This window comes from Flavonifractor sp. An112 (assembly GCF_002161085.1).
GTDB classification, from domain to species: domain Bacteria; phylum Bacillota; class Clostridia; order Oscillospirales; family Oscillospiraceae; genus Flavonifractor; species Flavonifractor avicola.
In genome coordinates this window covers 143,949-156,324 of sequence record NZ_NFLU01000001.1, presented here as the reverse complement: position 1 = coordinate 156,324, position 12,376 = coordinate 143,949, and the positions used below count along the sequence as shown (strand labels likewise).

Here is a 12,376-nt window from a genome sequence, read left to right as displayed (position 1 = left end):
AGAGCAACGGCTGTGTGAGCGATTGAAGTGAGGTGGTTCAATGACGATTCAAATTGCAAATGCGCTATACCGCTATTTTGAGGCCTTGTACGAACTCAACCAAAACATTTTAGTTCTGTGCGGTGTGGATGTTTTGGACAATTGCGAGCAGTATGAAAAGCACGTCGAGTCTGTCATTCAGCTGATTCCAAGGTTAGTTCCTTATGTGCGCAGCGCCGGCGTTTATAAAATAAGCAGCCGCGACGGACTGTTGGAATTTTCAAATGAGATACCTTTTTTGAATGATGATTATCAGCAGCTTTTGAAAAATCATTATGATTTTCTTATCACAGTAAAAACTATTCGGAACAAGCTGGAACACAGAATGCATGGAGCAACTGTTTCATCTTCCGGAAGCGGCAGCGCTATCTTATTTGAGATAAATTACAAAATAGAGGACCCGGGAGAGGAAAAGATGTTGCGCATAACCGCTGGCGCATTGATTTCTTTTGCGAAAGAAATCAATATCATGTTCTCTAAAATTCAAACGCTTGTGGACGGGTTTGCGTATGAAAATCAAAAAACAGACTATGCTTACTATCGAAGATTAGTCAAATATGATTTTTGCAATTTCAATAAGCTGTATGAGAGCAACTTGCTTAGAGAATTTGGCAAAGCAATGCTTTCGTTCTAACATTCGATAAAACCACATTGATTTTAATTGTCTCAGCAAAAAACGAAGAACACGGCGGGAAGTACCTTGCTTTTCGGTATTCGATTTTTGACATCGTGGCCACATCCTTACGGCAAAAGCAAAAAGAAGCACCTGCATTTGCAGGTGCTTCTTTTGGTGGACCTAATCGGGATCGAACCGACGACCTTACGGATGCGAACCGTACGCTCTCCCAGCTGAGCTATAGGCCCATATTAAGTTGTTTGGTGGGGCCTGTGCAGCGGACAGCTTGCGCTCCCAGCTGAGCTATAGGCCCATATTATTAAAGTGTATTTACTCAACACTCCAGTATTATAGCATAATTAAACCGGTTGTAAAGAGGTTTTTGAAAAAAACTAAAAAGTGATATTGATAAATGGTCGGAAATGATGTATGATATCAAATACAGCCTTCCAGCGGACGGCGCTGATGCGTCCGGTCCAAGGCAAGGCCGCACTAGTCGGGGAGTTAGCGGTGCCCTGTACCTGCAACCCGCTACAGCAGGGATGAATCCCGGCCCCCGGATCTGCGTTGTGTCGTCTGACCCCGGTAAGTAGTGATGATGGATCGGTCCCGCGCAAGGTCGCCCCGTGAACCGTGTCAGGCGGGGAACCGAGCAGCACTAAGCGGACCGCGATCTGTGCCGCGGGGTTCCCGCTCCTGAGCCGGCTGCCAGGGTAACGGGCATAGCGCTGATTCCAAAGGTCGGTGTGCGGTCTTGCCATGAACCGGATGTACAAGGAGGGGCGAAGCGACGCGGCTTTCCGCATCCTCCGCCCCTCTTTTTCACTTTTATGACGAGGTGACCGGCGTGTATCAGGCTTTATACCGAAAATGGCGGCCCCGTACCTTTGACGACGTGGTGGGTCAGGCCCATATCACCGATACGTTGAAGCGGCAGGTGGAGACCGGACGACTCTCTCACGCCTATTTGTTTACAGGTACCAGAGGCACAGGCAAGACTACCTGCGCCAAAATCCTGTCCCGGGCGGTCAACTGTGAGCACCCGGTCAACGGGAATCCCTGCAACCAGTGCCCGTCCTGTTTGGGCATTGAGAATGGCTCTATTTTGGATGTGTTGGAGCTGGATGCGGCCTCCAACAACGGCGTGGACCAGGTTCGTGCCCTGAGGGATGAGGCGGTATATACTCCAGCGGCGGTGCGGAAACGGGTGTACATTGTGGACGAGGTCCATATGCTCTCTACCGCGGCATTCAATGCGTTGCTGAAGATCCTGGAAGAGCCTCCTGCCCATCTGATGTTTATTTTGGCCACTACGGAGCTGCATAAAGTGCCGGCTACCATCAAGTCCCGCTGTCAGCAGTTCTCCTTCAAGCGCATTCTGCCCGGCGATATCGCTGCCCGGCTGGCCTATGTGGCGCGCCAAGAGGGTCTGGAGCTGAGAGGAGAGGGCGCGGAATTACTGGCCCGGCTGGCGGACGGTGGACTGCGTGACGCCCTGTCCCTGCTAGACCAGTGTGCGATACCGGACGGCCCTATCGGTGTTCAGGAGGTGCTGGACGCCTTAGGGTTAGCTGGGAACCTGGAGACAGCCCGCCTGATGGAGCAGATCGGAGCCGGTGATACCGCTGCCGCCCTGGAGACCCTGGCTAGACTGTATGGTGCCGGCAAGGAAGTAGGGAGCCTGCTGGGTGAGCTGTCTGCCCTGACAAGGGATCTTCTGGTACGAAAGACGGCCCCCAAGGGTGGAGCAGCACTGCTGACTGGTGGCTACGATGAGAATACCATGCGGCGGCTGTCCAATCTGTTTCAAACGCCCCGGCTGGCCCAGATGCTGGGTGTGCTCCAGTCTACCATTGCCGACCTGTCCCGCAGCGGCAACCGCCGCACAGATGCTGAGCTCTGTCTGATCCGTCTCTGTGATCCGGTGCTGGATGAGAGTATGGCGGGAATCAATGCCCGTCTGTCCAGAGTAGAGGAACTACTGGCAGGTGGGATACCTACCGCCTGTGCGGTACCGCCTGTACCGCAGAAAAAGGTGCCGGATAGCCGGAGCGGGCAGAAGGATACCCCGCCCTGGGAAGAGGAGCGCCCCCCGCTGCCAGAGGAACCCGGGGAGCGTATCGCTTATCAAGCAGAATCGGAGCCTGCCCCGGCGCCTGTTTCTCAGATGGAGAAGAAGCCTGCCGATACCCCGGTTATGGCGGCGCCGTCTGGTGATTTGTGGCCAGGGCTGGTGGCTGGGCTTCGGGGAAAGTTCCCGGCAGTCTATCCGTTTCTCAGCAATCCGTCCGCAGTACAGGGCCTGCTGGAAGACAGCGTGTTAACGCTGTGGGTGGATACGGATTTTACCAAAAACATGGTGGGCACTTCTGCAGTGCTGGAAGCGTTGGAAAAGCTGGCTGCTGTGCAGACCGGCCGGGCTGTACGGTGTACTGTAAAGGTGGGTGCACCGCCAAAAACAGCTCCGGCGGCACAACAGCCAGCCGAGCATGATAATCTGGATGATCTGTTGGCAATGGGCCAGCAGTTTGACAACATTATTATTGAAGAATAAAGGAGTTGCGACCTATGGCAAAGGGATTTAACAGCCGCGGATTTGGCGGCATGGGCGGCGGCATGAACATGAACATGATGAAGCAGGTCCAGAAGATGCAGCAGGATATGATGAAGATGCAGCAGGAGCTGGAGACCAAGACCTACACTGCGGCAGCCGGCGGTGGTGCGGTCAGCGCCACTGTGACCGGCAAGCGCGTGCTGGAGAGTGTTACTATTGACCCCGATGCGGTAGATCCTGAGGATGTGGAGATGCTGCAGGATATGATTGTGGCAGCCGTGAATGAGGCGCTGCGTGCGGCGGAGAACGACTCTGCCTCTTCCATGCAGCAGCTGACCGGCGGCCTGAACCTGCCCTTCTGAATTTGAAACGGGAAATGGCCGCCTGTGGGCGGCCATTTCCCATTAAAAGCAATGAACCCGAAAGCGGAGGAACATGAACATGGAGACGGCCAAGGGGTTGCAGACATCGGAACGATTTCGGATCGGTGCGCTGTTGGCGGTAGCAGGTGGCCTGCTGGATGCCTATACCTATTTGATGAGGGACGGCGTATTTGCCAATGCACAGACAGGTAACATTGTTTTGTTAGGTGTGCGGGCAGTGAAAGGGGACTGGAGCGGTGTGCTACATTATTTGCTGCCCATCCTGGCATTTGCAGCTGGTGTGATCGCCGCTGAGTGCATCAAGGAACGGATGAAGGAAGCGCGTGTCATTCATTGGCGGCAAGTCACGGTTTGTTTGGAAATGATTCTGTTGGCGCTGGTGGCGTTTCTTCCGCAGCGGTTGAATGCACTGGCCAATATTATGGTCTCATTTGTATGCGCCATACAGGTAGAGAGTTTCCGGAAGGTCCGCGGCAATGCATTTGCGACTACCATGTGTACCGGAAATCTGCGCAGCGGTACGGAGCGGCTATATCAGTTTATCCGTACCGGGGAGAAGGATCATCTTTTGCGGGCTGCACAGTATGGTGGAATCATTCTGTTTTTTATTGTTGGTGCGGCGCTGGGTGCATGGTGCAGCAGCTTTTTAAGCTTGTACACGGCGGCTGTTGCCTGTGGGCCATTGCTGATTGCATTCTTCTTGATGCGCCATTGATAGATAGAAAAGTGTTTGGCACTGGGTGTTGGTATGTATTTTGCCTAAAGTAAAAAAGATTGAAAAAGGGCTTGACAACAGAGAGCAGAGCTGGTAAAATACAACCTGTTCCGTCGGTGAACAAACACATTTGGGGGTATAGCTCAGCTGGGAGAGCGCTTGAATGGCATTCAAGAGGTCAGCGGTTCGATCCCGCTTATCTCCACCAACTCGAGAGAGTGAAAAAAGACTTGAAACTTCGGTTTCAAGTCTTTTTTTATTTCCCAATCTGAATGTATATGCCTGTACTTCCAGACTCCCGGGTTCTATACCAACGATCAGAAACATACATCTGTATGCGTCCTCATGTTCACCCTCAAAGAGGTCTGCCAAATAATCTGCAGTGTTAGGACTTGCCTTGCACAGCACAGTTTTACAATTAGATACGCCTTCGCCATACTGGCTCACAAGAAAGGTCCTGATTTCGTGGGAGGCCTCGATACGTATCAAGTTGCCTTCCTGGAAGTTGGCAGATGTATCCTCATAATTCAGTTTTATTTTCAGCCCCATAGCTGAATAGATTTCTGATATCTTCACTACGTTTCCTCCATAAATCTTGCCATTCGAATAAAGGAGTACTGTTTTCCACCAACCTCAATTGTTACATTCATTTCAAAATAAATGGCATCGCCGTTATCGAGCAGAATCGCTTTTTTGATGCCGATCCTATGATATTCTCCGGTCTGGTATTTTTTAACTACAATGTTATTTTTTGAGAACTCATTGTAGGCCCAATATCCTTTTGAGTCCTTGGCAATTGTCAGGTAGTTGTCCGCTGCTCTGATAGCCTTTGATGGATCATCAGCTCGTAATACATAAAGACTTTTTATCTGATTTTTGCCTTCTCTGAGAATATACGAATTTACAAGCTTACCTTTTGTGCTGCCATCCAGGGGCGTACCTTTTCTGTAATCACTGCCCTCGGAAAGAACGTCATAAAAGTTTAATCTGGCTTTTGGCTTTGAAGGTGCATCACACCAAGGACATCCACTATAAACACGATTGGCTTTGCGCGGATAGTGCCATGCACCACAGGAAGGACACTTGATCACCTTGTTGCTAGCTTCGAGTAGTGCAAATTCGAATTCCTGGGCAGATGGTCTTGCCATGCGATTTCTTTTACCATCGACAAAGCATTTGCGGAATAGTTCTTTTAGCTTTACAGTCAGGACAATATCTGCAGGGAGCATATTGGTAGAATTCTCATCGGTTACATAAGTAACTTTTCCGGCCAATGCAGCTTCTTCATCCTCTGGTGAACCATCGAGGACCTCATCGCTGATATAAGGGTGACCTACACGAAGCAATTCGAAAAGAATAACTGCTAACGAATAGTTATCTGATAAAACGTCGGGATTCTTCTGGCGACTGATTACCTCTGGCGCAATGTATCGTGGAGTTCCCAACACGGCTGCATTGCCTTTACCTGCAACATAGATGTTATCAACATCGATCATCTTTATTGAGGCGCCCTTGCCGATTTTAACTAAAATGTTATTACCGGAAATATCGCAATATGATAGGTTGCTTCTTTCAAGAGCTCCAAAAGCCTTGGCTATAAGATAGCCTAAAAATATTCTTTCTCGCAAGCCGAAACCTTGGTTATACCATTCAGCGAAGGAAAGATTTTTGTCAGGAATTAGGTACGTATTGAGAGGACGGTGATCAACAACACGATCCATTACATATCCAACATATGGTGCCTCTATTAGTTCATGTATTGCCACAAAATTAGGTGGAACCTTTACGTTTTTAATAAAGCTCAATCGTTCGAGAATCTCCGAGTCAACAATATCCGATCCTGTTGGATAGTAGAGCTTAATCATCTTACTGCTGTTCTCTGCCTGATAAACAACGCCCTGAGCACCATAACCGGCAAGTTCACCTAATTTGTATTTTGTCCCTTCTACAGAAGTTATTATCTCACCGCTCAGGTCCTGCATTCTTACACTCACACTTAACCACCCCTAACGTTCTGTCATCCAAGCTAAAATCAGAAATGTCAATTGTTAGTAGTTCCAATTCATCTTTTAGCTTTTCAGTAGGCGTGTTCTCTTCAATTTCTCTGACTAGTTCATATTCACTGCCGTCCCGTAGTCCATTTGCGATACCATCAGTACACATAAACACTACATAAGAAATATGCAAATCTAAATGGACTTCTTCAATCCATATCTCTTTCGAACTCACAAACGAACTTAAACATCTCGTTTGATTAGCAAATGGCATCTCATCCGAAGGAGCTTTTACCTTTAGACCATTTGAAGTCATAACCAACACCCCATCTCCAAGGGAAACAAGAACCATTCGATCATATAACTTCATTGCAATCTTAAGCGTTGCACAGCAATCGTCCAGCTTTTCTCCATTCAAAAGGCTTGTCCATTCAGCAATCAGCCGTTGGGGAAGCTCGTGCTTCTGACATCGATTTTGCCTTATTTGTTCAAATACTTTTACAGCGGCTCTCACAGCCATTTTTGACCCAAGAGCGGCTTTCGGGCATGATCCAACACCATCAGAAACCGCTAACACAAAGTCATCTTCCATAAAAGCGTAAAGAACAGCATCCTGATTGGGAGTATTGGATAATCGATGGGATATTCCGGTGTCGGTAATCACAACAGCATACAGATCTCCGTGCTGTTCTTCTTTGGAAATCATATGACAATATCCTCATCGTCAATATCAAACATAGGGGCCATAACACTAATCTCATTTGGATTCATACTTGTCATTCTTGCTACTGTTGACATGGTAACCCATTTAAAAAACTTAGCTATTCCGGATGCATCTTGTGTTTTGATTACCGGCATCTCTGGATTATCAATGAAGCTTTTCAGCATCTCAACATCGGCATCCTCGCCAATGCCCAACGCCATGCGCTGGCACTTTGAAGATCTCTCGCCCTTATGAAGAGCAACCAATGGCGCCCAATCAAAATAGTTCTTCCTACGATACATTTCCTCAGTGCAATCTGTAGGTAAACCATCACTGATCAGCACAATTGTCGGTGTATATGCACGAGAACTGACAACATTTCTATCCTCTATCATTTCACAGACTACATCGAACGCCTGACCCATAGGGGTATTTCCCGTAGCGCCAAGCTCTGTTAAAACCAGGCCATCTATATCTGCCAGGGGCTGAAGTACTTTTACATCCCCGCCGAAAGTAATAACAGATAATTGAAATTTTCCTCTAATATCATCTGCTGCGTTCAACGCATTAAGCATCTCTCGAAGAGCAAGGTTGAGCTCGTTGATTTTTTCACCTCGCATGCTACCAGAAGTATCTGCCAGTACAAAAATTGGCAAGGGACGTGGCTCTCTTGCGACATAACTATTTAATCCCATCCAAACGAACCTCTTTTCTTAGCTTGTTCAAAAAATCCTTTACTGAACGACTAATGCTTGCTTCATCTCGGCCATATTTCTTTGCGATTTCTCTTTGTGTAGGAAGAACACCTGTTGTTGTCCAAGCATCCATAATCTCTTTACTGACAAATGAGTATTGGCTGCTTTGCGTTTCAGAAAGCTGGTCACAAAGCTTAATCGTAATCATATCTGAAATTATTGGTTTTTGCCTTTGTTGTAATCCTTGAAATACCTGATTGATAGCGAAAAGGATTTCTTTTATAGTTTCTTTCTCATAAATTGAAGCTTCAGCAGATATGTTGCCAGCCAATTGATCCCAAATAATTCTTATCTCTCCAGCCTCATTTACATATGTGTCACTTGATATCTGCACAATGGCCATCTGCGCAAGTTTACGTACTTTTTCTACCGGAATCTCCATTGCTGCAGCTAATTTTAGATACAGTGTTTCATCCGATATCCCCGCGTCTATATTTGTTGCCAAGCGTATATATTTACTTACTGCACGCTTCTCTTCCTCGGTGACTTTTAAACCATGAAATCTTTCTATATGTGTCTGATTACCCATAATATGTTGATATTCAAGCTTCCAGGCTGCATTGAAGTAATGAAGAAAATCGCCCTTATCTCTTCTAAAGTTATTTATACAAAGAGTTGCAATCTTGGTAATTTCACATCCGTATTCTTCATATTTCTGTTTGTTTACAGCTAACAAATAACAGTACAGATACTCCACCATTTTGTAGGCTTCACGCTTGAAAGCTGTATATTGTGTTTCCCTATCTAACTCAAACAGACGTGATTCCTTTATCTGTCGTTCATATTTTTTCTTATCGTATTGCATTGTGCCACCCGTATTACAATGACAGAAGTGCTTTCAGCATTTTCTTTGCTTTATCTGGTGTTGAACAATGAAGCGTATTAGTGATGGTGCTAAGACAATACAATGGAACCATGTCGCATATCTTCGTATTAACGGCTTGGCCATCAACAAAACTTGCTTGGCCATAAACGATGCTATCTATGGAGCAATCGAGAAAGTTTTCAGCAAAGTGTAAGGCTGTAAATAGTACAACCAGAAGATCTTTGGGGCCATAGGTTGTGTCTGCGAGAATGTGGGTCCCAGTATCAAGGCAATCAACAATCTGACCCAGCAAATACTCATGAGTTGCTTTTGTCTCTTCAAATTCAGTATCGATAATATTTATATCGAGTGTTGCCCCAATAGAAGCATTAACACTATTGAGTTCGGCACAGAAGTCTTCTGTGTTTTTCTCATAATGACCATACTGATCTTTTTTAACTAAGAGAATGACTTTTATCTCATCATCCGGGCGTATTGTTTCAGCTAAGAAGGAATTGATTGGATAGCGGACGGCCTTCCCAGAAACCGGAAGAGACTGGTCGTCACTTGTGTATACAGAAAAATCAACCTTTTCTTTCATTGGAATATTACAAAGAACGGTTTTCTTCATCGTTATTTCCCCTTAAGCTAATTTCCGTTTTTATATTCGAGTTATCTGTTTTGCTCGTTGGTCTGCTCATACTTCTTTTCTATTCATTAGATACAAACGGCAACCTTGTCTTGGCTCGAATAGATGCACTGTTATGTTCGGCTCTTACGTATTTCGTCGAATCATCAAGGAAACCACCATTATGAAATATTGCTGAACTTCCGTGCAGTAATTATGCCTCAATAAAAAGTATCCTCTTTATCAGATCTATTTCTATATAGCGAGGCAAACCGCAAAACTTGACATTTATTCTTTGGGGTTTATATCCACAATATCGTCCAATGTACAGTCTAGTGTCTTACATATCTTTGCCAGAACTTCTATTCGAACATCCTCATTTTTTCCAAGTCTAGCCATTGCGTTTGTTGTAATTTTTGCCTCTCTTATTAAATCAGTTTTCAACATATTCCGTTCCTTCAAGATATACCATAGCTTGTCATATCTAACAGCCATCGTTACACTCCTTATTATTACGGTGAACCTATAAAACTACTGCTTTATTATAACATAGAAATTGAGAATTTAAATTCTAAAACAATAACTATGTGCGGGCTTGTAAGTAAGCACTCCCAAAGATTTTTTTGATTCTCAGACAATGCCTTCGAGCGTCTACAGCGATATCAACAACGTCAGCATTTACGCCAAGAATGCCGTGGCCAGAGCCAAAGCTGTAGGCCTCATCACAGGCGTGATGGCCACCATGCTGAATCTCACCAGCACGGTGCCTCGCGCGCAGGTTGCGACCATGCTCATGCGCTTCTGCGAGAACGTGGCCAAATGTTTCCCATCAACGACAAAATATCGGAGCTCTTTGCTATCGCAAAGGGCTCCGATAAGATATTCGCGTGCATTGAGCTTGGAAACCATCAGAATCACCAATCCGAATTTATTCTGGTCTCGGAATCCTTCCAGGGGTCATCAGTGTCTTGCTGTAGTTCACGATATCCTTCTTCCATCATGACCATAGCCAGAAACTCTTCTCCTGCGTCGACCGTGCCGTCGCCGTTAAAATCAAAAAGGTCTTCCCAAAATCCACACATTAGAATGCGCTCCTTTCTGCAATACAGGATGGGTGTACCGCCTATTTGTAGTGTAATAGCAGATATGTCCAACAATTGGGACAATTTATCCTCTGGCCAGAATTCAGACGGCAGCAATTGAGATCGCGCATCGCTCATTTCATCCACCAAATTGGTTGTATAGTTGTATATTTGAGCGATGCTTTTTTGACATTCCAGAAAGCCATGACGAGCACACGCAAACTATTACAGGATTTTCCGCACATGGCGAGGGGAGAATCCTGTAAACAGGGAACTTCCAATTACCCGGATTTTCCCGCAATTCGGGCTAATAATATTACATATATTTCCATAAATATCGGTTTGCACAATACCCGGATTTTCCCACGCTGGATGGACATAGGCGTCTGACAGCCACGCTCTACTGGCGGGATGCAGCTTTACCCGGATTTTCCCACAATTTTTTACACCATTCGGCGCGCAGGACCTTGTGCATCAAGGCTCTACGCGCCGTCCCGACCCCGGAGGTGGGGGAAAATTGCCTGCCATTCTCACCCCTGAAAAGTTCTCGAAAAAAGTGGAATCCGAGTGGAATTGCCCCAAACTGCCTCCCTGAAAGGGGGTAAAAAACTAGGAAAAACGGGCCGTTTCCGGCCCGTTTTTCTGGAAAAGTGGGTGGGGGAGAGAATGGCATTCAAGAGGTCAGCGGTTCGATCCCGCTTATCTCCACCAAAACAATAACTCACACAGTCAATGCTGTGTGAGTTATTGTTTTATCCAAGAAGAATATGAGGACGAACACTCAGTTAAAAGATGTGTTCCTAAGCCCGTGCAAAAAATGCACGGGCTTTTTTTATTTTCAATGAAGTAACAAGATTGGAGGTTTACAGTGGGGAGTAAATTTTTTGAGGAACTATCCCGGTGTCTCGGAAAGGAGCAAATTGAATCCCTTAGCAAAGAGGACAGGCGGCTGGAGATTTTTCTCCATGGACAGCCTGTCCTTTCTGTTTCTCCTGGGAACGAAGTATTTATGCTTCCGTCCGGGAGCAAGAATCCAGAGGCCAACGAGCTGTATCACAGGGTCGCCATTGCAGCCGACAGAGTATTTGAATATGTGGAGGCTATGGACCCCCCTGCTCCGTGCTCGTGGTCTTGACAATAAGTTTCATCTGCTTGCGGATTTCGGCGGGGCTGTGCTGGCGGGCAGAGAGCGAGGCACCGGCCGGGGCTATGAGTTCGTTACATGGATCTGGGATTATGAAAGGGTCGGCGTCAGCCATGGGCACTATTATGAGGATGATTTTGCAGGAGCCAAACGGGACTTCGCTGTCCGCTCTGGTCTGATCCCCAAAGCCAGTCTCTTCTCCAATGAGGAGTTGACAGAGATTTATCGTGCAACGGATCATCTGTTGGCAGAAGACCCAAATTTGAATGACAAACAGATAAGAGCCATTCAAGAAGCCAGAATCAAAATCGAGTTCTCTGTCCCTGACCTGGACACCCAATTGGAACACAGACAGGATTATAGCCCTCAGATGGAGATGTAGGGCTCGGCATTGGAGGAATACGATGAGAATGAATGCTGTGTTATCAAATCCGAAGCATCCCGAGTACGGACAGTTTACCGTTCCCCTCCCAATCCCGCACAACCAGTATGACGGAATCATGGAGGCGCTGAATGCGATGGACATGGGAGATCCCCTGGCGAGGGACTGCCAAATGGACGAGATCCTTGGTGAGTACCCCATCCTGAAGCGACTGGAGGGAAAACCTGTAAATATCGACGAGCTGGACTATCTGGCCAAGCGGCTGGACAGCTTCTGTTATGCACAGGAGGGTGCTCAGTTCCAGGGGGCGGCGGTCAGCTACGACTATTCCGACATGACCGACCTGATCAACTTGACATTTTCCTGCCAGCAGGTCACGGTCATCACAGATTTTTCTGATTTAGAGCAGGTCGGCAGAGATCATTACATGGTGCTGAATGGCGGCTGCGCCAGCAAAGAGGAGCTGGACGCCCTTGACGGCTATGAAACTGCCCTGCTCCTCATTGATGAGGGCAATGGAGTCATCACACCATACGGAGTATTGTAACCCGCTATAATGTGACAGTCGAGGAATCT

At 46.8% G+C, this 12,376-nt stretch carries 13 protein-coding genes, 2 tRNA genes and 1 other RNA gene; 8 read left to right on the top strand and 8 right to left on the bottom strand.

The genetic code is table 11. The annotated features are described in order from the left end of the window. The first annotated feature begins 40 nt into the window (after window positions 1–40). Entirely contained in the window at window positions 41–673 is a 633-nt protein-coding gene (locus B5E56_RS00760) for a hypothetical protein (protein ID WP_087387829.1), read from the top strand. Between the two features lie 154 nt (window positions 674–827). On the opposite strand, the gene B5E56_RS00755 is transcribed toward B5E56_RS00760, so the two are convergent. After that, a tRNA-Ala gene (locus B5E56_RS00755) sits at window positions 828–903 on the bottom strand. Between the two features lie 239 nt (window positions 904–1,142). Here B5E56_RS00755 and ffs point away from each other — a divergent pair. From ffs to B5E56_RS00730, 5 genes are all read left to right on the top strand, one after another. After that, an RNA gene (gene ffs, locus B5E56_RS00750) (signal recognition particle sRNA large type) lies at window positions 1,143–1,407 on the top strand. A 95-nt stretch (window positions 1,408–1,502) separates the two neighbouring features. Next, complete coding sequence (gene dnaX / locus B5E56_RS00745) at window positions 1,503–3,209, top strand: DNA polymerase III subunit gamma/tau (protein ID WP_087387828.1); 1,707 nt, start codon at window positions 1,503–1,505, stop codon at window positions 3,207–3,209. 14 nt (window positions 3,210–3,223) lie between these two features. Beyond that, on the top strand, window positions 3,224–3,571 hold the full coding sequence (locus B5E56_RS00740; protein WP_087187190.1) for a YbaB/EbfC family nucleoid-associated protein: 348 nt from the start codon (window positions 3,224–3,226) through the stop codon (window positions 3,569–3,571). Between the two features lie 79 nt (window positions 3,572–3,650). Next, a complete protein-coding gene (locus tag B5E56_RS00735; protein ID WP_087387826.1) occupies window positions 3,651–4,307 on the top strand; it encodes a YoaK family protein in 657 nt (218 codons plus the stop codon). A 132-nt stretch (window positions 4,308–4,439) separates the two neighbouring features. Continuing rightward, window positions 4,440–4,515: transfer RNA gene (locus tag B5E56_RS00730), tRNA-Ala, on the top strand. A 367-nt stretch (window positions 4,516–4,882) separates the two neighbouring features. Here the strand turns inward: B5E56_RS00730 and B5E56_RS00725 are convergent. From B5E56_RS00725 to B5E56_RS14330, 7 genes are all read right to left on the bottom strand, one after another. Then, window positions 4,883–6,301 carry a protein kinase domain-containing protein gene (locus B5E56_RS00725; RefSeq protein ID WP_158098627.1) on the bottom strand — a complete coding sequence of 473 codons (1,419 nt, stop codon included), beginning with the start codon at window positions 6,299–6,301 and terminating at the stop codon, window positions 4,883–4,885. Further along, window positions 6,270–7,007, bottom strand: coding sequence for a protein phosphatase 2C domain-containing protein (locus B5E56_RS00720; RefSeq protein ID WP_087387821.1), 738 nt, complete (start codon window positions 7,005–7,007; stop codon window positions 6,270–6,272). Before B5E56_RS00720 ends, B5E56_RS00725 begins: the two co-directional genes overlap by 32 nt. Continuing rightward, complete coding sequence (locus B5E56_RS00715) at window positions 7,004–7,699, bottom strand: vWA domain-containing protein (protein ID WP_087387819.1); 696 nt, start codon at window positions 7,697–7,699, stop codon at window positions 7,004–7,006. The genes B5E56_RS00720 and B5E56_RS00715 overlap by 4 nt, the downstream gene beginning before the upstream one ends. Next, entirely contained in the window at window positions 7,686–8,564 is an 879-nt protein-coding gene (locus B5E56_RS00710; protein WP_087387817.1) for a hypothetical protein, read from the bottom strand. The genes B5E56_RS00715 and B5E56_RS00710 overlap by 14 nt, the downstream gene beginning before the upstream one ends. Window positions 8,565–8,577: 13 nt before the next feature. After that, window positions 8,578–9,195 (bottom strand): TM1812 family CRISPR-associated protein, encoded by a 618-nt coding sequence (locus tag B5E56_RS00705; protein ID WP_087387815.1) that lies wholly within the window; start codon window positions 9,193–9,195, stop codon window positions 8,578–8,580. A 285-nt stretch (window positions 9,196–9,480) separates the two neighbouring features. Then, window positions 9,481–9,687 carry a helix-turn-helix domain-containing protein gene (locus tag B5E56_RS00700; protein WP_087387813.1) on the bottom strand — a complete coding sequence of 69 codons (207 nt, stop codon included), beginning with the start codon at window positions 9,685–9,687 and terminating at the stop codon, window positions 9,481–9,483. A gap of 419 nt (window positions 9,688–10,106) precedes the next feature. Further along, window positions 10,107–10,412, bottom strand: coding sequence for a hypothetical protein (locus B5E56_RS14330; protein ID WP_143383098.1), 306 nt, complete (start codon window positions 10,410–10,412; stop codon window positions 10,107–10,109). A gap of 827 nt (window positions 10,413–11,239) precedes the next feature. Here B5E56_RS14330 and B5E56_RS00690 point away from each other — a divergent pair. Both B5E56_RS00690 and B5E56_RS00685 read left to right on the top strand, forming a co-directional pair. Next, window positions 11,240–11,800 (top strand): hypothetical protein, encoded by a 561-nt coding sequence (locus B5E56_RS00690; RefSeq protein WP_242958701.1) that lies wholly within the window; start codon window positions 11,240–11,242, stop codon window positions 11,798–11,800. A gap of 22 nt (window positions 11,801–11,822) precedes the next feature. Continuing rightward, window positions 11,823–12,347 carry a hypothetical protein gene (locus B5E56_RS00685; RefSeq protein WP_158098626.1) on the top strand — a complete coding sequence of 175 codons (525 nt, stop codon included), beginning with the start codon at window positions 11,823–11,825 and terminating at the stop codon, window positions 12,345–12,347. The last annotated feature ends 29 nt before the right edge of the window (window positions 12,348–12,376 follow it).